This window comes from Pseudodesulfovibrio indicus, from assembly GCF_001563225.1.
In the GTDB taxonomy this organism is placed as follows: Bacteria; Desulfobacterota; Desulfovibrionia; order Desulfovibrionales; family Desulfovibrionaceae; genus Pseudodesulfovibrio; species Pseudodesulfovibrio indicus.
In genome coordinates this window covers 2755624-2775950 of record NZ_CP014206.1, presented here as the reverse complement: position 1 = coordinate 2775950, position 20327 = coordinate 2755624, and the positions used below count along the sequence as shown (strand labels likewise).

At 64.2% G+C, this 20327-nt stretch carries 21 protein-coding genes; 13 read left to right on the top strand and 8 right to left on the bottom strand.

Features of this window, described 5'->3' with window-relative positions; all coding sequences use genetic code 11:
* Positions 1 to 3: 3 nt before the first annotated feature.
* The 5 genes from recO (at position 4) to AWY79_RS12525 (ending at position 5285) form a co-directional block, all read left to right on the top strand.
* Positions 4 to 762, top strand: coding sequence for a DNA repair protein RecO (gene recO, locus AWY79_RS12545; protein WP_066804450.1), 759 nt, complete (start codon positions 4 to 6; stop codon positions 760 to 762).
* A gap of 13 nt (positions 763 to 775) precedes the next feature.
* The gene (gene glyQ, locus AWY79_RS12540) at positions 776 to 1645 is read left to right on the top strand and encodes a glycine--tRNA ligase subunit alpha (RefSeq protein WP_066804447.1); all 870 of its coding nucleotides are present in this window, start codon (positions 776 to 778) and stop codon (positions 1643 to 1645) included.
* 42 nt (positions 1646 to 1687) lie between these two features.
* Complete coding sequence (glyS, locus tag AWY79_RS12535; RefSeq protein WP_066804444.1) at positions 1688 to 3796, top strand: glycine--tRNA ligase subunit beta; 2109 nt, start codon at positions 1688 to 1690, stop codon at positions 3794 to 3796.
* Between the two features lie 205 nt (positions 3797 to 4001).
* Complete coding sequence (gene rpsT, locus AWY79_RS12530; RefSeq protein ID WP_066804441.1) at positions 4002 to 4268, top strand: 30S ribosomal protein S20; 267 nt, start codon at positions 4002 to 4004, stop codon at positions 4266 to 4268.
* Positions 4269 to 4436: 168 nt separating this feature from the next.
* Complete coding sequence (locus AWY79_RS12525; RefSeq protein ID WP_066804438.1) at positions 4437 to 5285, top strand: ABC transporter substrate-binding protein; 849 nt, start codon at positions 4437 to 4439, stop codon at positions 5283 to 5285.
* 54 nt (positions 5286 to 5339) lie between these two features.
* On the opposite strand, the gene AWY79_RS12520 is transcribed toward AWY79_RS12525, so the two are convergent.
* A complete protein-coding gene (locus AWY79_RS12520) occupies positions 5340 to 6014 on the bottom strand; it encodes a Crp/Fnr family transcriptional regulator (protein ID WP_066807214.1) in 675 nt (224 codons plus the stop codon).
* An 88-nt stretch (positions 6015 to 6102) separates the two neighbouring features.
* Here AWY79_RS12520 and AWY79_RS12515 point away from each other — a divergent pair, with 88 nt between their 5' ends.
* The 7 genes from AWY79_RS12515 (at position 6103) to AWY79_RS12485 (ending at position 12918) form a co-directional block, all read left to right on the top strand.
* Positions 6103 to 7434 carry a 4Fe-4S binding protein gene (locus AWY79_RS12515; RefSeq protein ID WP_066804432.1) on the top strand — a complete coding sequence of 444 codons (1332 nt, stop codon included), beginning with the start codon at positions 6103 to 6105 and terminating at the stop codon, positions 7432 to 7434.
* A gap of 30 nt (positions 7435 to 7464) precedes the next feature.
* Positions 7465 to 8244, top strand: a complete 780-nt coding sequence (locus AWY79_RS12510) for an ATP-binding protein (protein WP_066804429.1) — start codon at positions 7465 to 7467, stop codon at positions 8242 to 8244.
* An 11-nt stretch (positions 8245 to 8255) separates the two neighbouring features.
* A complete protein-coding gene (locus AWY79_RS12505) occupies positions 8256 to 8573 on the top strand; it encodes a cupin domain-containing protein (protein ID WP_066804426.1) in 318 nt (105 codons plus the stop codon).
* Between the two features lie 15 nt (positions 8574 to 8588).
* Entirely contained in the window at positions 8589 to 9260 is a 672-nt protein-coding gene (locus tag AWY79_RS12500; protein ID WP_066804423.1) for a nitrite/sulfite reductase domain-containing protein, read from the top strand.
* 15 nt (positions 9261 to 9275) lie between these two features.
* On the top strand, positions 9276 to 9932 hold the full coding sequence (locus tag AWY79_RS12495) for a nitrite/sulfite reductase domain-containing protein (protein ID WP_066804420.1): 657 nt from the start codon (positions 9276 to 9278) through the stop codon (positions 9930 to 9932).
* A 159-nt stretch (positions 9933 to 10091) separates the two neighbouring features.
* Positions 10092 to 11459 carry a Trk system potassium transporter TrkA gene (trkA, locus tag AWY79_RS12490; RefSeq protein ID WP_066804417.1) on the top strand — a complete coding sequence of 456 codons (1368 nt, stop codon included), beginning with the start codon at positions 10092 to 10094 and terminating at the stop codon, positions 11457 to 11459.
* 1 nt (position 11460) lies between these two features.
* Complete coding sequence (locus AWY79_RS12485) at positions 11461 to 12918, top strand: TrkH family potassium uptake protein (protein WP_066804414.1); 1458 nt, start codon at positions 11461 to 11463, stop codon at positions 12916 to 12918.
* A gap of 13 nt (positions 12919 to 12931) precedes the next feature.
* Here AWY79_RS12485 and AWY79_RS18835 read toward each other — a convergent pair whose 3' ends face one another.
* From AWY79_RS18835 to nadC, 4 genes are all read right to left on the bottom strand, one after another.
* Positions 12932 to 13720: a COG3650 family protein gene (locus AWY79_RS18835; protein WP_133987349.1), complete on the bottom strand. Its 789-nt coding sequence runs from the start codon at positions 13718 to 13720 to the stop codon at positions 12932 to 12934.
* Between the two features lie 218 nt (positions 13721 to 13938).
* Positions 13939 to 15528, bottom strand: coding sequence for an L-aspartate oxidase (gene nadB / locus AWY79_RS12475; protein ID WP_199533817.1), 1590 nt, complete (start codon positions 15526 to 15528; stop codon positions 13939 to 13941).
* 26 nt (positions 15529 to 15554) lie between these two features.
* Positions 15555 to 16595: a quinolinate synthase NadA gene (gene nadA, locus AWY79_RS12470; protein WP_078063769.1), complete on the bottom strand. Its 1041-nt coding sequence runs from the start codon at positions 16593 to 16595 to the stop codon at positions 15555 to 15557.
* An 11-nt stretch (positions 16596 to 16606) separates the two neighbouring features.
* Positions 16607 to 17476: a carboxylating nicotinate-nucleotide diphosphorylase gene (gene nadC, locus AWY79_RS12465; RefSeq protein ID WP_099093209.1), complete on the bottom strand. Its 870-nt coding sequence runs from the start codon at positions 17474 to 17476 to the stop codon at positions 16607 to 16609.
* A 178-nt stretch (positions 17477 to 17654) separates the two neighbouring features.
* On the opposite strand from nadC, the gene mgtE reads away from it, so the two are divergent.
* Positions 17655 to 18971: a magnesium transporter gene (gene mgtE / locus AWY79_RS12460; protein ID WP_418055045.1), complete on the top strand. Its 1317-nt coding sequence runs from the start codon at positions 17655 to 17657 to the stop codon at positions 18969 to 18971.
* 73 nt (positions 18972 to 19044) lie between these two features.
* Here the strand turns inward: mgtE and AWY79_RS12455 are convergent, their stop codons facing one another.
* From AWY79_RS12455 to AWY79_RS19395, 3 genes are read right to left on the bottom strand one after another with little or no spacing between them, the layout of a single operon-like run.
* Positions 19045 to 19782, bottom strand: a complete 738-nt coding sequence (locus AWY79_RS12455; RefSeq protein ID WP_066804388.1) for a protein phosphatase CheZ — start codon at positions 19780 to 19782, stop codon at positions 19045 to 19047.
* 17 nt (positions 19783 to 19799) lie between these two features.
* The gene (locus AWY79_RS19400; protein WP_233490920.1) at positions 19800 to 19985 is read right to left on the bottom strand and encodes a hypothetical protein; all 186 of its coding nucleotides are present in this window, start codon (positions 19983 to 19985) and stop codon (positions 19800 to 19802) included.
* Positions 19982 to 20317, bottom strand: a complete 336-nt coding sequence (locus tag AWY79_RS19395; RefSeq protein ID WP_233490919.1) for a hypothetical protein — start codon at positions 20315 to 20317, stop codon at positions 19982 to 19984. Before AWY79_RS19395 ends, AWY79_RS19400 begins: the two co-directional genes overlap by 4 nt.
* Positions 20318 to 20327: the final 10 nt, after the last annotated feature.

Sequence of the window (20327 nt, the reverse complement as noted above, 5' to 3'; positions counted from 1 at the left end):
GGCATGAGCGCCACCGAAAAAGGTCTCGTACTCAAGGTCGGACGTTTTCGGGAGGCCGATCTCTGGGTCCGGATACTGACACCCTCGCGCGGGGTGTTCAACGGTTTCGCCTTCGGCGGCAGCCGTTCCCGCCGCCGGTTCGTGGGCTGCCTCGACCCCCTGAGCCACGTCCTGTTCACCATCGGGACCAACAAAACCGGCACCTACACCGTCCTCGAAGAGGGGACCCTGCTGCACAATTTTCCAGAACTGCGCCGGAACCCGTCCCAGACCGGGCTGGCCGTCAACTGCGTCAAGTTCGTCGAGGCCGTCGAGATCGACCCCTCGGACGCCAGGCCCGCCTACGAACTGCTCCTGGAGACCCTCCATTCCCTGGAGAAGGGGGGCGGTTGCAGCGATTTCACCCCCTGGCTCTTCCGGGCCAAGCTGGCCTTCGACATGGGCTATACGCCCGACTTCCTGTCCTGCGGCAACTGCGGGCGTCCGCTGACCGGAACGGACGGGCACCGGTTCAACGTGGAACGGGGCCAAGTGGTCTGCCGGACTTGTCTTTCGGACGGGAAACCGTTAGAGGGACTTGCTCGGCCGATTTCCGCCGGGGTGCTGCGCGCCCTGGACTGGATACAGCACAGCAGCCCGTCGGACTGGTGCGCCGTATCCATGGACGCCGAGGTTCGGCGTCAGGCCGGGCAGCTGATCGAACTCTTCGTCGCCTACCACCTGGGACTCTCCTGGGAGGGCGGCATGTATAAAAAGGTATGAGTTGGAGTACAGAATGAACTTTCAGGATGTCATACTGAAATTGCAGGCGTTCTGGGCGGATTACGGTTGCGCCGTGGTCCAGCCCATGGACATCGAATGCGGCGCGGGGACGTTCAACCCCTCCACCTTCTTCCGGGTCATCGGCCCGGAGCCGTGGAAGACCGCCTACGTGGAGCCTTCCCGCCGCCCGACCGATGGCCGGTACGGCGAGAATCCCAACCGGCTCCAGCACTACTACCAGTTCCAGGTCATCCTGAAACCGTCCCCGGACAACGTCCAGGAGCTGTATCTCGATTCCCTGCGCGCGATCGGCATCGACGCCGCGGCCCACGACATCCGGTTCGTGGAGGACGACTGGGAATCCCCGACGCTCGGCGCGTGGGGCCTGGGCTGGGAGGTCTGGCTCAACGGCATGGAAGTGACCCAGTTCACCTACTTCCAGCAGGTGGGCGGCATCGACCTCAAGCCGGTCAGCGTGGAGATCACCTACGGTCTGGAGCGCATTTCCATGTATCTCCAGGAGAAGGAATCCGTTTACGACCTCATGTGGAACGACACCATCACCTACGGGAACGTCTACCACCAGAACGAAGTCGAGATGTCCAAGTACAATTTCGAGCTGTCCAACGCGGACATGCTCTTCGACCTGTTCAACAAGTTCGAGGCCGAGTGCCTCAAGCTGTGCGAGGAGGGGCTGCCCTGGCCCGCCTACGACTACTGCCTGAAGTGCTCCCACTCCTTCAACCTGCTGGATGCGCGGGGCGCCATATCCATCACCGAGCGCGCCACCTACATCGGGCGCGTGCGCAACCTGGCCTCCAAGATCGCCAGGCTGTATGCGGACCAGCGGGAAGAGATGGGCTATCCCATGCTCAAGAAGTAACCGGCGGCAGCGTCGAACAATCGCCTACACAAGAGAAGTAAGATGGCCGAATTCATTCTGGAAATCGGAACCGAGGAAATGCCCGCCCGCTTCGTCCCCAAATTGGCGGCGGAGCTTGAGGAAGCCTTTGCCAAAGGGTTGGCCGAGTCCATGGTCGAGAACGGGGGCGTCAAGTGCTACGCCACCCCGCGCCGGATCACCGCGCACGTTCCCTCCCTGGCCCTGACCCAGCGCGCCGAGGAGGAGACCGTCACCGGCCCGCCGGTGCGCATCGCCTTTGACGACGCGGGCAACCTGACCAAGGCGGGGCAGGGGTTCGCCAAGACACAGGGCGTGGACGAGTCCGCGCTGTTCAAGATGGAGACCGGCAAGGGCGAGTACCTGGCCGCCAAGAAGACCGTGGGCGGCGGCAAGACCGTGGACATCCTGCCCTCGGTCTGCATCAAGTGCATCGAGTCCCTGTCCTTTCCCAAGAAGATGCATTGGGGCAACTACGATTTCGCCTTCGGCCGTCCCGTCCGTTGGCTCGTGGCCCTGCTGGACGACGAGGTGGTGGAATTCACCGTCGAGAACCTGACCTCGGGCCGCGAGACGCGCGGACACCGGGTCATGGGCCCCGGCCCCTTCTCCATCGGTTCGGTCAGCGACTATTTTTCCGTGGTCCGCGACCAGTGCAAGGTGGTCATCGACCCCGAGGAGCGCAAGAAGACCATCGTGGACGAGGGCAACCGGCTGGCCGGCGAGCTCGGCGGCGCGATCGTCTGGAACGAAGGACTGCTCGACGAGGTGGCCAACCTCGTGGAATACCCCAAGCCGCTCATCGGCGACATCGACCCCCGGTATCTGGAACTGCCGCGCGAGGTCCTGCTGACCTCCATGCAGTCCCACCAGAAGTCCTTCGGCGTGGAGGGGGCCGACGGCAACCTCATGCCGCACTTCCTGACCACCCTGAACCTGGAGCCCACCGCCGTGTCCCTGGTCAAGAAGGGGTGGGAGCGCGTGCTCAAGGCCCGGTTGGAAGACGCCCGCTTCTTCTGGGAGGCGGACTGCAAGGTGGAGTTCGAGACCTGGCTGGACAAGCTGGAGAACGTGGTCTTCCTCGGCCCGCTCGGTTCCGTGGGCGACAAGTCCCGGCGCATAGAGACCCTGTGCGCCAAGCTGGCCGAGACCCTGGGCGAGTCCAAGTCCATCCTGCCGGGCGAGATCGAGAAGTACGCCCTGGCCGGGCGTCTGGCCAAGGCGGACCTGGTGTCCGAGATGGTCATCGAGTTCGACTCGCTGCAGGGCAAGATGGGCGGTATCTACGCCGAACGCGCCGGGAAGGGCGAGATCGTGTCCAAGGGCATCTACGAGCAGTACCTGCCCGCCGGTCCCGACACCCCGGTGCCGTCCTCCCTGTCCGGCGCACTGGTCTCCATGGCCGACAAGGCGGACACCATGGCCGGCTGCTTCGGCCTGGGCAAGGTCCCCACCGGGGCCAACGACCCGTACGGACTGCGCCGCTGCGCCCTGGGCATCGCCCGGATCATCATGGAGCACGAGCTGGACGTGGACCTCGAGACCTTCCTTAGGTGGGCTCAGGAGGCTTACTCCGGCGTGAAATGGAAGGGAGACCAGGCCGAGTCCCTGGACAAGCTCATGGAGTTCTTCGCCCAGCGGCTGCGCGCCCTGTTCACCGGACAGGGCATAGACACCCGCGTGGTGGACGCCGCCATCGGCGCGGGATTCAGCGACATCCGCACCCTCAAGGCGCGGCTCGCGGCCCTGGCCGTGTTCAGCAAGCGCGACGACTTCGAGCAGAGCGTGCTGACCTTCAAGCGCGCGGCCAACATCATCCGCAAGCAGGGCGACGAGGCGGGCGAACCGCTGACCGGGGCCGTGGACCCGGAGCTGTTCGAGGACGAGCACGAGATCGCCTTCGGCACCAAGCTGGAGGAACTCGGCCCGCGCTTCGACGACCTTTGGGAGAACGGCGATTTTGACGGGCTGTTCGGCCTGCTCGGCGAGCTGCGTCCCGCCGTGGACGGGTTTTTCGACAACGTCATGGTCATGTGCGAGGCCGCCGACGTGCGGCTGAACCGTCTCAACCTGCTCAAGGCGCTGGTGGACCGGCTCGGACGGCTGGCCGACTTCAACGCCCTGCAGGTATAGTGTTGGGAAGCACTGAATAATTGCCCGCTGGCTTCGTTGCTGCGAAAAATTCTTCAGCACTTCCCGAAAGAGGAATCATTCAGTGTTTCCTCAGATCAGAAAAGGCTTGACATCGGGAGGAGAGTCCATATAAAAGGCTCTCCCTTCGGGAAGAATTACAAACAAACGTATTTTTACGATATCAAATCGATCAGGAGAAATTACCTTGGCTAATCACAAGTCCGCCATGAAGAGGCATCGTCAGAGCTTGAAGCGTCGCGCCCGCAACCGTGTTTCCAAGACCCGCATCAAGAACACCGTGAAGGCCGTTCGTCTTGCGATCGAGGAAAAGGATACCACCAAGGCGCAGGAGCTGCTCAAGGAAGCCAGCTCCGTGCTGGACAAGGCCGCGCGCAAGAATGTGATCCATTCCCGCCAGGCCCAGCGCCGCATCGCCCGCCTCCAGACCGCCGTCAACAAGATCGCGGAATAGCCGTAATTCGCCGCAATATTGCAGCCCGCCGCACAATCCGTGCGGCGGGCTTTTTGCGTTGGCCCGCGCCGTCTTTGTGCTGAATCATAGAAAAGATCAATATGTCTTGCCGTGCATAATGATAATCTGTAATCTGGGCGTCATTTAAACCAGTTACGGAGTTAGACTATGAAAAAACTGCTTTTGATCTCCCTGTTGTTTCTGCTCCTTCTCGGTTCGGCCCAGGCCGGCGAGGTCACCTGCACCGAGACCTACGGCGACACCGCCAAGGTCTACAAGCTGGCCACCGGTTCGCCCGGCGAGCTCGGCATGCTCAAGGTCCTGGCCGAGAACTTCAATGCCAAGCACGGCACGACCATGTGCTGGGTCAAGGCCGGGTCCGGCAAATCCCTGAGCCTGCTCCAGGCCCGCGACGTGGATCTGTGCATGGTCCACGCCCCGGCGGCGGAGAAGAAGGCCGTGGCCGACGGCTGGGCCGTGGGGCGCACCCTGATCGGCTCCAACGAATTCTACATCGTCGGTCCCAAGAACGACCCGGCGGGCATCGCCAAGGCCGCGGACGCGGCGGACGCCTATGCGCGCATCGCCAAGGCGGGCGCCCTGTTCCTGTCGCGCGGCGACAACTCCGGCACCCACAAGAAGGAGCTGGCCGTCTGGAAGAAGGCGGGCATCAAGCCCGAGGGCAAGTGGTACGTGGTCACCAAGGACTTCATGATGGCCACCCTGCTCCGCGCCAACGCCGAGGGCGGCTACTTCATGACCGACAGCTCCACCTGGGTTGCGGGCAAGAAGGACGTCCCCGACCTGACCATCCTCTTCCGGGGCGATCCCATGCTGATCAACACCTACCACGCCCTGGCCGTGCCCGAGGGCGCGCCCAACCACGACGTGGCCATGGCGTTCATCGAGTTTGTGGGCTCCGCCGAAGGGCAGAAGCTCATCGCCGACTACGGCAAGGATCTCTACGGGGAAGGGATGTACAACGACGCCGAATACGCCAAGCAGTACGACCACTAGGCGCATCCGGTAGGGAATGAAGAGCGAGGGGGCCGAAAGGCCCCCTTTTTGCGTCTACTTGCCGGACTCGGCGATGTCCCGCAGCCCGTCCCGGTCCAGCACGGTGATCTCGCGGCCGGACATGGCGATCAATCCGTCCTCGGAGAACCGCTTGAGGATGCGCGACAGGGTCTCCTGGATGGTGCCGAGGTAGAGGGCGATCTGCCCCTTGGGCAGGTCCAGGCGGAAGGTGTCGGAATCCGTGGACGAGCGCAGGAGCAGCAGGTGGGCGGCCACCCGCGCCGGGGTCTCCTTGAGGCTCAGGTCGTCGATCTTGTGGACCAGGGAGCGCATGCGCTGGGAGAGCATGGCCATCATCTTCATGGCCAGGTCCGGGTCCTCCTGGAGGATGCGGCGGAAGTCCCGCCTGGGGAAGAAGAGGGCGTCGCAGTCCTCGACGGCCTCGCACTGGGCCGGGAAGGTCCCGCCCTCGAAGACCGGTACCTCGCCCACGGCCTCGCCCGCGCCGAAGATGTGGAGAATCTGTTCCTTTCCGGCCGGGGAGGTGCGAAAGACCTTCACCCGTCCGCTGACCGGGGCGTAGAAGCCGTCCGCTTCGGCGTCGGCCAGGAACAGGGTCTCGCCCTTGGCGTACCGCTTCAGAACCGCTATCTCCGCGAGCCGTTCCAGGATGTCGTCGGGCAGTCCGTCAAAGAAGATCACGTCCCGAACCGCGTCCAGCTTTTTCATGTTTATCATTTTCTCCATAATTTAATGAGATACGCTCAATTTGACCTAAGTCATGGTTGGCGTCAAAAAAATTGTTCATGGTGGGGCCATGGAAAACGGAACCCTGAATTCATACCGCCTGATTCTGCCGTCGGCGGCCCTGTTGCTCCTCGGTGCGCACGCGTTGCGCCAGGGGGACTTCGGCCTGACCGCGTTCTTCGCGGCTCTGGTCGGGCTGTTGTTTACCCGCCAGGGGTGGGTGCGGCTGGTCGGTGGTGCGGCGTTGCTGTGGGGCGGCCTGGCCTGGGCGCAGATCACGGTCGATCTCGTCGCTTTCCGCCAGGCTTTCGGGCTTCCCTGGGGACGCCTCGCCCTGATCATGGGCATCGTCATCCTGCTGGACGGGTTGGCTATGGCGCTCCTGCTCGGCCCTCGCCTGGACCGCTTCTTTGACCGGGATCGGGAATGGGCCTGGCCCCGCGCGGCCATCTTCATCCTGACGGTCTTCACCCTGGCCCTGGTTCGAGCCAAGGCCCCGTTCCCGGTGCTCCTGGCCGACCGCTATCTGCCGGGCTGGGGGTGGCTGGAGATATTCCTGCTGGGGTTCTACGCGCAGTGGATAGGCTCGCTCATGGCCTCCCCCGCAGGCCACCGCAGGGTCCGGCCGCGCATCTGGGGGCTGTTTTCGGCGCTGTTCTTCCTGCAACTGGCCCTGGGATTGTCCGGCATGGACCGTATGCTCATGACCGGGACCCTGCATCTGCCGGTCCCGGCCCTGATCGTGGCCGGTCCCGTCTTCCGGGGTGCGGGCTTCTTCATGCTGATCCTGTTCGGCGTGACCCTGGCCCTGGTCGGCCCGGCCTGGTGCAGCCACCTGTGTTACATCGGGGCGTGGGACGACGCCATGAGCCGTCTCGGGCCCCGGCCCGCGCCTTCCGCGACGCTGCGCCGCCTGAGCGTGCTGGGGCGCGGCGCGAGCCTGGTCCTGGCCGTGGGCGTTGCCCTGGCCCTGCGCGCCTTCGGCGTCCCGGGCGCCACCGCCGTGCTCTTCGGGGCCGCGTTCGGCCTGGGCGGCGTGGCCATGATGGTCCTGGTCTCCCGGCGGCGGGGCATGATGGTTCACTGCACGACCTGGTGCCCCATGGGGCTGGTCGCCAATATTCTGGGCAGGCTGTCGCCCTGGCGCATCCGCATAGGCGCGGACTGCACCCGGTGCGGCGCGTGCCTCACCCGCTGCCGCTACAACGCCCTCGATGAAAGCGGGCTGGAGCGGGGCAGACCCGGCCTGTCCTGCACCCTGTGCGGGGATTGCGTCTCCGCCTGCGCGCATCGGCAGATCGGGTATGTGTTTCCGGGGCTTTCGAATCGAACCGCCAGGGCGTTGTTCATCGTCCTCGCGGTGACCCTCCACGCCGTCTTTCTCGGTGTGGCCAGGATATAAATCAATTCAATAAAACGAGAGGATAGAGAAATGATAAGCAAGCGCAAGATGATCACCATCACGGAGGAACTGTGCAACGGCTGCGGCCAGTGCGTGCCCGCCTGCGCCGAAGGCGCGCTGGCCATCGTGGACGGCAAGGCCAGGCTGGTCAAGGAAATCTACTGCGACGGCCTGGGCGCGTGTCTGGGCGATTGCCCAACGGGCGCGCTCAAGGTGGTGGTCCGCGAGGCCGCCGATTTCGACCCCGCCGCGGTGACCGAGCACCTCAAGGCCCAGGGCCGCGAGGTCCCGGACCACATGCCCGACCCGGAGAGCCTGCGCATGGGGTCCGGCGGCCCCAGGCCCGGCGGCTGCCCCGGCGCTGCCCTGCAATCCCTGACCCCCTGCGGCAAGGCCAACGTCCCCGCCGCCCAGCAGGGCTCGGCCCTGTCCCATTGGCCGGTGCAGCTGCGGCTGGTGCCGCCCACCGCGCCGTTTCTCAAGGGCGCGGACCTGCTCCTGACCGCGGATTGCGTGCCGGTGGCCATGCCGTCCTACCACGGCGAGTACGTGCCGGACCGGGTGGTCCTCATGGGCTGTCCCAAGTTTGACAACCAGATGGAATACGTAGAGAAGTTGGCGGACATCATCGCTGAAAACGAGCTCAAATCCATCACCGTCATGGAGATGGAAGTGCCTTGCTGCTCCAGCATGAGCGCCATCCTGAACGAAGCGGTTCGGCGGGCGGGCAAGTCCGTACCCACCGAGCGCGTCACCGTGGCCCGAAACGGAGCCGTCCTGTCGACGGTGCCCGTGGAATTCGGGCTGTAGGAGGAAGCATCATGAAGAAGATCGAACTGTTCGAAGTCCACGGTTTCAAGGACCTGACCTTTTCCAACTATCTGGCCCACGAGTCGGAGTTCATGAAGGTCATCAATTTCAACTTCAAGGCCGGGCAGAAGCTGCCCGTTCATTCCCACGATCTGGAAGGGGAGCTGACCCTGACCATTCTGGAAGGGGAGGGCGAGTTCCTGGGCGCGGACGGCGCGACCATGCCCGCCCGCCCCGGCGACGTCCTCGTCTCGCAGATCGCCGAGCAGCACGGCGTCCGGGCTATCACCGACATGCGCGTGCTGGTGCACATCGCGCCGCCGATCTAGGACGGGCAACACGCTATGAGCATTGAAGAATACATTGAGGGGCTGCCCAAGGGCGCGGTCCGCGCGCGCAAGGACGGCACCTACACTGTGGTTCCGCGCATGCGGCTGGGCCAGATGGACGCGGCGCTGCTCCACGCGGTGAGCCGCGCGGTGGAGAAATACGGGCTGCCCGGCGTACGGCTGGCCGCCAGCCAGCGGATGATGATCGACAACGTTCCCGAGGTGGCGCTCAGGGAGGTGGTCGAGGCCGTGGGGCTGGTGGGCGACTGCTTTGCCCACAAGGTCCAGCCCTGCCTGGGGTCGGCCGGGTGCAAGCTCGGCCAGCAGGACTCCATGGGCGCGGCGGACCGGTTGGAGCGGGTGCTGGCCGGGTTCACCCTGCCCGCCAAGCTCAAGACCGGCGTGTCCGGCTGCCCCATGTGCTGCGCCGAATCCATGGTCCGCGACGTCGGGCTGTTCGGCAGGAAGCACGGCTGGACGGTCTCTTTCGGCGGCAACGGCGGCAAGCGGGTGCGCAAGGCGGACATCCTGGCCGAGGACGTGACCGAGGGGGAGGCGTTCGAAATCATCTCCCGCGCCCTTGCGTTTTACGCGGAGCATGGCAAGGTGAAGGAGCGCACCGCACGGTTTGTGGAGCGCGTCGGCATAGAAGCCGTGAAGGACGCCGTTTTCGGCGGGGAACGTTAGAGCAAGGGAGGAGCCATGTCGGACGAGACGCCCAAGGGCGCGATACTGCAACGCGACAAGAAAACCTACGCCATCGTCCCCAGGACCCCGGTCGGGCTGGTCACGCCCGACGTGCTGGAGGCCCTGGCGCGGGTGGCGCGCAAGTTCGAGATTCCGATCATGAAGATCACCTCGGGCCAGCGCATCGCCCTGGTGGGGCTGGAAAAAGAGCAGGTGGACCAGGTCTGGGACGATCTCAAGATGGACATCGGTCCGGCCGTCGGTTTGTGCGTGCATTACGTGCAGGCCTGCCCCGGCACCGCCGTGTGCAAGCTCGGGGTGCGCGACTCCCTTGGCCTCGGCCTGGAGCTGGAGGAGATGTTCGTGGGTGCGGAACTGCCCGCCAAACTCAAGGTGGGCGTGTCCGGCTGCCCCATGTGCTGCGCCGAGAGCTACGTCCGGGACGTGGGCCTCATCGGCAAGCCCAAGGGGTGGACCTTGGTGGTGGGCGGCAACGCCTCGGGCCGCCCGCGCATCGCCGACGAGGTGGCCGACGGGTTGACCCGCGAGGAGGCCGTCGAACTGGTCCGCCGGTTCCTGGATTATTACCGGGAGAACGGCGGCACCCGCATGCGCTCCGCCCGGATGCTGCACAAGGTCGGCATCGAGGCGGTCAAGCAGGCGATTCTCTAGGAAAACCGGATTGCCAAGGCGGGCGGCACCGGGTTTTCCGGGCCGCTCGTCTTTTCTAATGGCCGGAAATCATTGGCCCGCAACGCTTGCCGTCCGGTTGCGTTGGGGCGAAAACATGCGTAGAAGAATGGGGATTTTCAAGGAACGGAGGAGTTCTCATTGCGGGTAATCATCATCGGGGCCGGCGAGGTCGGGTTTCATCTTGCGCAACGGTTGGCGGTGGAAAACAAGGAAGTCGTCATCATCGACAAGAACGATGATGCGCTCCGGAAGATCGCCGAACTGTCCGACGTCCAGACCATCCTGGGGTCCGGCTCAAGCCCGCGCGTCCTGGAGGAGGCGGGCATAGCCGACGCCGACATCCTGCTGGCCGTGACCGACTCCGACGAGATCAACCTGATCTGTTGCTACTACGCCAACCTGCTCTCCGAGGGGGTCACCAAGCTGGCCCGCGTGCGCAGCGAGATGTACACGGATTACAAGCACCTGCTCACCGAGCGGGGAGCGCACATCACCAAGATCATCAACCCCGACGAAGAGGTGGTGAACTCGGTGCTGCGGCTCATGAGCGTGCCCGGCGCGGTGGAGATCAACGAATTCGCGGGCGGCAAGATCCGGCTCATCGGCATCCACCTGCCGGACCACAGCCCGGTCATGGGCAGCCAGCTCATCCACCTGCGCGACAAGATCGGCGAAGACCTGAACCTGGTCATCGCGGCCATCGTCCGCGACGGCAAACTGATCATCCCGAGCGGCCTGGACGTGCTGAAAAAGGACGACCTGGTCTATTTCGTCTGCGACATCCGCGAGCAGGAGGATATCCTGACGCGACTCGGCATCGTGGACGACCCGGTGCGCAAGGTGCTCATCATCGGCGGGGGCAACATCGGCTTCCGGCTGGCCAAGGCGCTGGACAACAAATACTACCACACACGGCTGCTGGACAATCGGCAGAGCCGCTGCGAATACCTCTCCGAGCACCTGGACCGGCCCATCGTGCTCATGGGCGATTCCACCGACCAGGAGATCCTGCGCGAGGAAAACATCCAGGACATGGACATGGTCATCGCCGTGACCGGCGACGAGGAGACCAACATCCTGTCCTGTCTGCTCGCCAAGAGCCTGGGGGCCAAGCGGACGGTCACCCGCGTCAATAATTTCGGCTATATGCGGCTCATCGAGCCCATCGGAATCGACTACGTGGTCTGTCCGCGCCTGTCGGCCATCAACTCCCTGCTGCACTACATCCGGCGGGGCAAGATCATGTCCTCGGTGTCCATCAAGGGCGAGGAGGCCGAAGCCCTGGAGGCCGTGGCCCAGGGGGATTCCCCCATCGTGGGCAAGACGGTCAAGGACCTCGGGTTTCCGCGCGGCTGCCTGGTCCTCTGCTTCCAGCGCGGCGACGACGTGATCATCCCGCGCGGCGACACCGTGGTCGAGCCCAACGACCGGCTGATCATCATTTCCTCGCGCCAGAACATCCCCAAGGTCGAGAAGGTCCTGACCACCAAGGTGGAGTTCTTCTAGCATGCGCTGGCGGTACGTGCTGCACGTCATCGGGGCGCTCGTGGCCTGCGTGGGGCTGACCATGGTCCTGCCGTTGGCCTGGGGACTCTATTACGACGACGGAACCGCCACGCCGCTGGCGCTGTCCATGGCCATCACCGTGGCCGTGGGCGGATCCGCCTTCCTGCTTTTCCGCCACAAGTCGCACAAGGACTCCATCATGACCCACCGCGAGGGCATGTGCATCGTGGCACTGGGTTGGTTCGCGGCAGGGGCCTTCGGCGGGTTGCCGTTCCTGCTGGGCGGGACCTTCAATTCGGTGGTGGACTGCGTTTTCGAGTCCCTGTCCGGGTTTTCCACCACCGGCTCGTCCGTGCTGGCGGACATCGAGGCCGTTCCCAGGGGGCTGCTCTTCTGGCGCAGCCTGACCCACTGGCTCGGCGGCATGGGCATCATCGTGCTCTCCCTGGCCATCCTCCCGTTCCTGGGCGTGGGCGGCATGCAGCTCTACAAGGCCGAGGTTCCGGGTCCGTCTCCGGACAAGCTCAAGCCGCGCATCAAGGACACGGCCGTGACCCTGTGGAAGGTCTACGTCCTGTTCAGCGCGGTGGAAACCGTGCTGCTCATGTTCGGCGGCATGGACCTGTTCGACGCCCTGTGCCACACCTTCGGGACCATGGCCACGGGCGGATTCTCCACGAAGAACGCCTCGGTGGCCGGGTTTGATTCGGCCTATATCGATTACGTCATCACCGTGTTCATGCTCATCGCGGGCGTGAATTTCTCCCTGCACTACCTGCTGCTCAAGTGGCGGCCCTCCGTCATGTTCAAAGACCCGGAATTCCGTGTCTTTTCAATCATGGTATTGGTCTTTATCGCGGTCATCACCGTGGCCGTCTACGCGGCCGGGAACTACGACAACGCGGCGGACGCGGTGCGCTACACCTCGTTCCAGGTGGCCTCCATCCTGACCACCACCGGGTTCGCCACGGCGGACTACGAGCTGTGGCCGGGGCTGGCCCAGGCCATCCTCCTGTTCTGCATGTTCGTGGGCGGGTGCGCGGGATCAACGGGCGGCGGCATGAAGGTCATGCGCATCATGCTGCTCTTCAAGCAGTCCTACCAGGAGCTGTTCCGACTCATCCATCCGCGCTCCGTGAGTCACGTCAAGATGGGCCGCACCGTGGTCAAGGACGATGTCATCAGCGGCGTCTGGGGATTCGCCATTCTGTGGGTGGGGCTGCTGGTCCTGGCCGCCTTCATCGTGGCCGCCACGGGCGTGGACGCCGTGACCTCGTTTGCCGCTTCCCTGGCCTGCATCGGCAATATCGGCCCCGGCATCGGCGGGGTCGGCCCCACGGACAACTTCGCCTGGATGCCGGACACCGCCAAGTGGGTCCTGACCTTCTGCATGGTCCTGGGCCGTCTGGAAATCTACACCGTCATCATCCTGTTCGTGCCGGAATTCTGGCGCAGGTAGCGGGGCAGGGCGCTCAGAGGTCGCCCCGGACCGCGCAGCCCCGGTAGACCGTCCCGTCCACCTCGGCCTCGGCCGTCCAGCCGAACAGCTCGCCGGACATGGTGTCCCGGCACCATCCCCTGGTCACGGTCAGCGTCATCCCGTCCGCCCGGTACTCGGCGTTGTCGTCGTCCCCGGTCCGCTCCACATTGCGGAACAGAAACGGCTGGGCCAGGTCCATGGCGTTGAAGCTCATCCTGCCCGGCTCGGCCAGGACCATCCATCCCGGCTCGTTGCCCCGCGCCTTGAAGCTGAATGTGGAATACTGCTCGCGACACCCCAGGCTCTCCATGACGAAGGAGGCGTGGATCGCTTCGAAGACCACGGCGTCCGTCAGCTGCACCTCCGGCGGGACCGGAAATGCGCCCTGGGTCCGGTCGTGGGGCGGCCGCACCACACGGCGCCCGAGCAACTCGACGAAAAAGACGTCCCCTGGCGACGGGGCGAACTCGCGCACCACAGCCTCCAGCCCGCCTTCGGTCCTGTCCTGGACCTTCAGCTCGTTTCCGGACCCGCAAAGGGTCAGTACGCCGCCCCCCTTTCGGGCGGAAAAGAGTCCTCGAAAAGTCTTAAGATTATCTAGACTTTCTCCAGACTCCTTGTCCTGCAAGGGTTTGCGGACGGTTCCGTCCTCGGAACGCAGCGAAGAGCCCTGTGTCCCGCTTTGCGTGGAGCAGCCCGCCGCCAGGAGCAGGAAGAGGCAGGCGACCAGTGAGAAAAGGCGGAAAAGCGGGGTGTTGGAACGGGAAACAGGGGCGCGCATGAAGACCTCCGGCGGTTTCCGGGAGCCTACTACGGATGGGCGCGGCGCGCCAGGGTCACGAGTTGGGCGGGGCCGGCCATCGAGGGGGGCGAAAGGGAGGTTGATGAAAAATATTGTGTTGTCGGGCGCAGGAAAAGTTTCAGCCCCCGCGCACTGTTGGTGCACGAGGGCTGGAAGATTGGTGGCCGGGATGCGGGTTGTCGATCCGGTAAAGCCGTCTAGTCCACCCGAAAATGGCAGCCCTTGGTCTGGGTGTTGCGCAGGGCGGCCAGGGTGATGATGTAGGCTGTCTGAGAGCCGTGGAACAGGTCGATGATGGGTTTGGACAGCTCGGTTTCGCGGTAGAAGTCCTGGAGATTCTTGGTCAGCTTGCGCAGGTCGGCGAAGGCGCGGTTGAGGCGGTTGCCGGTGCGGGCCACGCCAACGTAATTCCACATGGTGTTGCGGATGTTGGCCCAGTCCTGGGCGATGAGCGCAGGGTCCTCGTCGCGGATGCCGTGGGGGACCCAGTCGGGGATGGAGTCGCACAGTTTGCGGCTGAGGGTTTGGGACGAGCGGCTGAGGCGGGCGGCCATATCGTGGCCCGCGGCATAGCCCCAGAGCATGCCTTCGAGCAGCGAGGTGGAGGCCAGCCGGTTGGCGCCGTGCACGCCGGTGCAGCTGCATTCCCCGGCCGCGTAAAGCTGGTCCAGGGTGGTGCGGGAGCGGGTGTCCACCAGGATGCCGCCGCAGAAATAGTGGGCCGCCGGGACCACGGGGACCGGGTCCGAGGCCATGTCGATGCCCATCTTGCGGCACCGCTCGTAGATGGTCGGGAACCGCTGGCTGACGTCCTTGTTGATGCCGGAGCAATCCAGGTACACGGAGTCGTCGTCCGTTTCGAGCATCTCGTCCATGATCGCCCGAGTGACGATGTCGCGGGGCGCGAGGTCGGCGCGCGGGTCGTGGCGGGGCATGAACCGTTCGCCCTTGGAGTTGACCAGCACCGCGCCCTCGCCGCGCACGGCCTCGGACACCAGGAACCTTCGTTCGCCGCGCTTGGTGCCGCCGTAGAGCGCCGTGGGATGGAACTGGACGTACTCGCAGTTCATCAGCCGCGCGCCCGCGCGATGGGCCATGGCCAGGCCGGAGCCGATGGAGCCCGAGGTGTTGGTGGTGTGCAGGTATATCTGCCCGATGCCGCCGGTGGCCAGCAGGGTGAACTTGGAGAGGATGGTCTCGACCTTGCCCACCTGGTCGTTGAAGACATAGGCCCCGACGCAGTGGTTGGAGAGATCGTACTTGAAATCCAAGTGCTTGGCGTGATGCTGCGTGGTCAAGAGGTCAATGGCCGTGCGCTGGGTCAGGACCCGGATGTTCGGGTGGGCCAGGACCGCCTCGGACAAAACCTCCATGATGTTCCGGCCGGTGTGGTCGTCGCAGTAGAGGATGCGCGCCAGGGAGTGGCCGCCCTCGCGGGTCAGGTACCAGTCGCCCGGGGTCCGCTGGTTGAACGGTATCTTGTACTTTTCGAGAAAGACTTCCTTCAGTACTTCCGGGCCCTTGCGGGCGATGAACCGGACCGCCCGGGCGTAGTTGTGCTTCCACCCGGCGGTCATGATGTCCTTTTCCAGAATCTTGGGATCGTCGTTCTCGTTCTGGAAGACGATGCCGCCCTGGGCCAGGGAGGTGTTGCCCGCCTTGAGATCGGTCGCGGCGGTGATGATGATGACGTCGCGGCCCTGGTCTGCCAGGGTCAGGGCGGCTACGGACCCGGCTATGCCGGAGCCGATGATAAGAGCATCGGATTGCAGGCGGAAATCGTTCATGACCATTGTCCTAGCACCAAGCCCGGCTAGGAGCAAACGGCGAGCATGCGTTCCAGGGCCAGCTTGGCCGGTTCACGGACCTCGTTGGCGACGGTCACCGGCTTGGCGCTGTCGAGGGTTTGCAGGGTGCGGGCGAGGTTGTCGAGGGTGGTCTTGCCCATGTCCTCGCACAGGGCGGTGAGCAGGGGCCTGATGGTCTTGCAGCCCGCATGCCTGGCCGCCAGCCTTTTCACGAGGTTCTCCTCGGTGCCGATGTACACGGTGGACCCGGCGGGCGCCTCGTCGGCGTATTTGATCAGAAAGGTGGTGGAACCGGCGCCGTCGGCGGCGCGGACGATGGCCGGGTCGCATTCGGGGTGGACCACGACCTTGGCTTCGGGCTCGTTCTCGCGGATGGCGCGCACGGCGTCCAGGGTGAATTCCACGTGGATGGGGCAGTAACCGGGCCAGAGGATAAGTTTCTTGCCCTCGGCGTCCTCCGGGTTCAGGGCCAGGGCCGGATCGCCGTGGATGACGTCGCGGGGCAGCAGGAGCCGCTGGTCAGCCGGGATGCCCAGCGCGTCGCCGGTGTTGTTGCCCAGGTGCTGGTCGGGTAGGAACAGGACCGCGTCGCCCTGGGAGAGCGCCCAGTCGAGCATGATCTTGGCGTTGGCCGAGGTGCAGACAGAGCCGCCGTGCTCGCCCACCACGCCCTTAACGGCGGCGGAGGAGTTCACGTAGGTCAGGGGAACGATCTTGCGCCCGCTCTCTTCGAGCATGGCCAGGGTCTTGCGCACGCGGCCCGCTTCGGCCATGTCGGCCATGGGACAGGTGGCGGTGGGGTCGGGAATGTGGATCTTCTGGCCGGGCCGGCTCAGGATGGCGGCGGACTCGGCCATGAAGAAGACGCCGCAGAAAACGATGTGCTCGGCCTTGAGCCCGTTGATCTTGCGGGCCAGCTCCAGGGAGTCGCCCCGGATGTCCGTGCAGTCGATGACCTCGTCGGACTGGTAGTGGTGGCCGAGAATGCACAGGGAATCGCCCATGGCGTCCCTGAATTCCGAAATGATTGCCTTGGCGTTTTCCACAATGTTCCTCTTTATCGTAACGGCACGAATTGCATGCTGAAATCGGAACTGGCCGCAGAGTGGGTCAGGCGCCCCACGGAGATGTAGTCCGGCCCGAGTTCGGCAATTTCACGGATGTTCTCCAGGGAGACGCCGCCGCTCAGTTCCGTCTCTATGGATTCTGGGATCAGGCCGAGCGCCTCGCGCGTGGTCTCGGCGTCCATGTTGTCGAGCATGATGCGGTCGACCCCGCACCCGGTCGCCTCGCGGACTTCGTCCAGGGTGCGGCACTCCACCTCGATGGGCGGGCAGGGGGAGTACGCCCTGCGCAGCTGGTTCACGGCCTCGACGATGGAGCCCGCGCGGTCGATGTGGTTGTCCTTGAGCATGAGCATCTCGGACAGGGTCAGGCGGTGGTTTTTGCCGCCGCCCGCCAGGACCGCGTACTTTTCGGGAAAGCGCAGGCCGGGCAGGGTCTTGCGAGTGTCGAGCAGGGTGGTCTTGGTGCCCTTGAGGGCTTCCACGTAGCGCGCGGTCAGGTCGGCGATGCCGGACAGGTGGCAGAGGAAGTTGAGGATCACGCGCTCGGCCTTGAGAATCTGCTGGGCGGGGCCTTGCAGGGCGGCCACCATGGTCCCCTCGGACACGCGGTCGCCGTCGTCCACGTTGAGATGCACCTGGCAGTCCTGGCCGCCGAATTCGAGGACCATGGGGATGATGGGCAGTCCCGCCACCACGGTGTCCTGTTTGGCCACGATCAGGGCCTGGGCCATGTCGGATTCGGTGAACAGCCCCTGGCTGGTCAGGTCCGTGCCGTCCTCGGCCAGGGCTATGCGTATGGTGGCCAGGAGAAACATTCTGGCCTCGGCCTGGAAGAAATCGTCGAAAATGGTGCTGGGCATGGTTTTCATCCATATATTTGCAAGGTGATGATGGCAAGTAAGGCACGCAGCCCCTTTCGTCAAGGGCCGGACCGGTTGATGAAATATTTCACAATAATATCATAAAGCCAAAGTCCGATTGCTTTGACCTGAGCCTGGATTTGGGCTAGGTCTTTTGCCCATGAGCGCCAAAGAGGAAATGACCTTCGACAGCGTCGATGAACAGGAAGCCCTGTCCGGAGTCGAGATCGAGTCGCAGCATCCCGCCGATGCCGCCGAGACCATCGAAGGACTGGACATTGCGGACCAGGTCAAGTTCATCAAGCAGCTGCCCATCAAGGACGCGGCCGATTCCATCGCCGAGATGGACGGTCACGACCAGAAGGCGCTCATCAGCAGCCTGAACAGGGGGCTGGCCGCCCGCATCGTCGAGGAGATGGCTCCGGACGACGCCACCGACCTCCTTGAGGGGCTGAACGAGGACCTGCAAAGGGCGCTCCTCAGCCGCGTGACCGCCGAGGATCGCGCGGAGCTCAAGACCCTCCTGACCTTCGACCCCGACACCGCGGGCGGCGTCATGAACACCGAGGTGGTCATCCTGGACCAGGACCTGACCGCCGACGAGGCCGTGGCCAAGATTCGCGAGGAGGTCGAGGACAAGGAGATTCCGTACTACGCCTACCTCGTGGACAAGAAGGACCGGCTGGTGGGCGTGCTCTCCCTGCGCGACCTGATGCTGGCCAAGCGGGGCAGCCTGCTCAAGGATCTGGTCAAGACCCAGAACCTGATCACCGTGGGCTACAACATCGACAAGGAAGAGGTCGCGCACCTCATCGCCCACTACAATTTTCTGGCCCTGCCCGTGGTGGATTTCGGCAACCGGCTGCTCGGCGTGGTCACCGTCGACGACGTCATCGACATCATCCACGAAGAGGCGTCCGAGGACATGCAGGCCATGGTCGGCGCGGGCGCGGACGAGACCTCGGATTCGCCGTGGCTCTATTCCGTGCGCATGCGGCTGCCCTGGCTCATCCTGAACGTGATCTTCTCGGCGGTCTCGGCCTGGGTGGTCCATCTTTTCGAAGGCAACATCACCCAGATGGCGGTGCTTGCCGTGCTCATGCCCGTGGTCGCCAACCAGGCGGGCAATACCGGCCAGCAGGCCCTGGCGGTCATGATCCGCCAGCTTGCCATGGAGCGTTTCGACCGCAAGCGCGCCTGGCTCGCCGTGGTCCGCGAGCTGCGCATCGGCCTGTTGAACGGGATGATCATCTCGACCCTGGTCTTCTGCGCGGTCCTGCTGGTCACGCACAAGCTGCTGCTGGCCACGGTCATGGGGGCGGCGCTCGGAGTGGACATGCTCCTCGGCGCATTCGCCGGGGCGTCCATCCCGCTGCTGCTCAAGGAGATGGGCCGCGACCCCGCCCAGGCGTCGAGCATCTTTCTGACGACCATCACCGACTCCATGGGCTTCCTGGTCCTGCTCGGACTGGCCGGGCTGGTCCTCCTCTCCTAGGACGCGGGACACAAGACGAAAAAAGGGTGCGCCGGATAACCGGCGCACCCTTTTTCGCTGTCTGAAAACGGAATCAGTCCAGGCCGAGGGAGGCGAGGAGATCGTCCACGTCGCCCTGGTTGGCCCCCTCGGACGGTCCCTGGAGCTTGGAGGTGGCCTGGGTCTTGGCCTCCTGGGACAGGGAGTCGATGTCCTTTTCCGGTTCCACCTCGCGCTGGCGGATCATCAGCCCGGTGGAGAGCATGACCTCGCGCACGATCTGTTCGATCTGGCGGATGGAATTGATAATACGTTTGATGCGCTGCCCGGTCAGGTCCTGGAAACTCAGGGAAATCATGATGTTGGACAGGTCCATGCCGAGGGTGTTGTTGATTTCCTTGAGCTTTTCGCGGTCTTCCCTGGTCACGCCGCCGGACTCGAAACCCTTGACGATGGTGGCCACGGAACCCTGGAGGTCCTGGAGCTTCTCGACGATGTCGATGATCTCCACGGCGGCCTTTTCCGTGGTGCGAAGCACGGCGTCCAGCTGGTCCGATGTCTCGGAGAACAGCTCCTCCGGGTCGATGTCGGCGGTGATGGATTTGATCTCGGTGCCGCCGCGCGCCGCCTTGACCTCCTGGTAGATCTGCTTCAGGCCGCTCTGGAGGTCGTCGTTCACCCTGCGGTAGAATTCGCCCTCCAGCAGCGCCTTGGACAGGTGCCGGGCGATCTCCTTTTCCACGGAGGCGGAGATGGACTCCTTGAGGCTGTCCACAAGCTGGTCGGCGACCTTGTCCATCAACTCCTTAACCAATTCGTCATTGCTGGTCATGCGTACTCCGGGAAAGGCTACATTTTGGAATTTCGAATCTGTTCGCGTTGTTCCTTGAAGACGAACTGGACGATGGCCTCCATGTCCGTCCCGCGCAGGTCCACGAACTCGAAGCGGTAGAGGCCGGTGTCCGGGTCCTGGTCCAGGATGCGTCCCTTGCTGCCCGCCAGGCGCAGGGGCGTCTGGCTGAGAAAGATGATCATTTCCAGGGGATCGCCGGGGTGAACTTGTGGGCCGAGCGGAACTTGACGCCTGCGGCCGAAATCTCGCGGACCTCGACAGGCAGGGAAAAGTCCGCGCGCACGGTGTCCTTGCCCATGGTGGTGATGATCTGGTCGAGCTTGCGGTCCATCTCGGCCAGGAAGGCCGTGACCTCGGGCGGCAGCTTGCTCTTCTTGATGAATTCCTCGCGGCCCGCCGCCTGGGACGTTGTATCCCCGGTGAAGAGTTGCGGCGAGTCCAGGGATTCCATGACCCTGACCTGCGCCTTCAACCTTACCTGTACTCGTGAGAACGACCGTTTTTCTTCACTCATGGGACTCTCG

What these genes read in the sequence shown, in the direction of transcription:
- recO (WP_066804450.1), top strand. Translation starts at nt 4, where the DNA reads ATGAGCGCCACCGAAAAAGGTCTCGTACTCAAGGTCGGACGTTTTCGG.
- glyQ (WP_066804447.1), top strand. Translation starts at nt 776, where the DNA reads ATGAACTTTCAGGATGTCATACTGAAATTGCAGGCGTTCTGGGCGGAT.
- glyS (WP_066804444.1), top strand. Translation starts at nt 1,688, where the DNA reads ATGGCCGAATTCATTCTGGAAATCGGAACCGAGGAAATGCCCGCCCGC.
- AWY79_RS12525 (WP_066804438.1), top strand. Translation starts at nt 4,437, where the DNA reads ATGAAAAAACTGCTTTTGATCTCCCTGTTGTTTCTGCTCCTTCTCGGT.
- AWY79_RS12520 (WP_066807214.1), bottom strand. Translation starts at nt 6,014, where the DNA reads ATGAAAAAGCTGGACGCGGTTCGGGACGTGATCTTCTTTGACGGACTG.
- AWY79_RS12515 (WP_066804432.1), top strand. Translation starts at nt 6,103, where the DNA reads ATGGAAAACGGAACCCTGAATTCATACCGCCTGATTCTGCCGTCGGCG.
- AWY79_RS12510 (WP_066804429.1), top strand. Translation starts at nt 7,465, where the DNA reads ATGATAAGCAAGCGCAAGATGATCACCATCACGGAGGAACTGTGCAAC.
- AWY79_RS12505 (WP_066804426.1), top strand. Translation starts at nt 8,256, where the DNA reads ATGAAGAAGATCGAACTGTTCGAAGTCCACGGTTTCAAGGACCTGACC.
- AWY79_RS12500 (WP_066804423.1), top strand. Translation starts at nt 8,589, where the DNA reads ATGAGCATTGAAGAATACATTGAGGGGCTGCCCAAGGGCGCGGTCCGC.
- AWY79_RS12495 (WP_066804420.1), top strand. Translation starts at nt 9,276, where the DNA reads ATGTCGGACGAGACGCCCAAGGGCGCGATACTGCAACGCGACAAGAAA.
- AWY79_RS12485 (WP_066804414.1), top strand. Translation starts at nt 11,461, where the DNA reads ATGCGCTGGCGGTACGTGCTGCACGTCATCGGGGCGCTCGTGGCCTGC.
- AWY79_RS18835 (WP_133987349.1), bottom strand. Translation starts at nt 13,720, where the DNA reads ATGCGCGCCCCTGTTTCCCGTTCCAACACCCCGCTTTTCCGCCTTTTC.
- nadB (WP_199533817.1), bottom strand. Translation starts at nt 15,528, where the DNA reads ATGAACGATTTCCGCCTGCAATCCGATGCTCTTATCATCGGCTCCGGC.
- nadC (WP_099093209.1), bottom strand. Translation starts at nt 17,476, where the DNA reads ATGCCCAGCACCATTTTCGACGATTTCTTCCAGGCCGAGGCCAGAATG.
- mgtE (WP_418055045.1), top strand. Translation starts at nt 17,655, where the DNA reads ATGACCTTCGACAGCGTCGATGAACAGGAAGCCCTGTCCGGAGTCGAG.
- AWY79_RS12455 (WP_066804388.1), bottom strand. Translation starts at nt 19,782, where the DNA reads ATGACCAGCAATGACGAATTGGTTAAGGAGTTGATGGACAAGGTCGCC.
- AWY79_RS19400 (WP_233490920.1), bottom strand. Translation starts at nt 19,985, where the DNA reads ATGATCATCTTTCTCAGCCAGACGCCCCTGCGCCTGGCGGGCAGCAAG.
- AWY79_RS19395 (WP_233490919.1), bottom strand. Translation starts at nt 20,317, where the DNA reads ATGAGTGAAGAAAAACGGTCGTTCTCACGAGTACAGGTAAGGTTGAAG.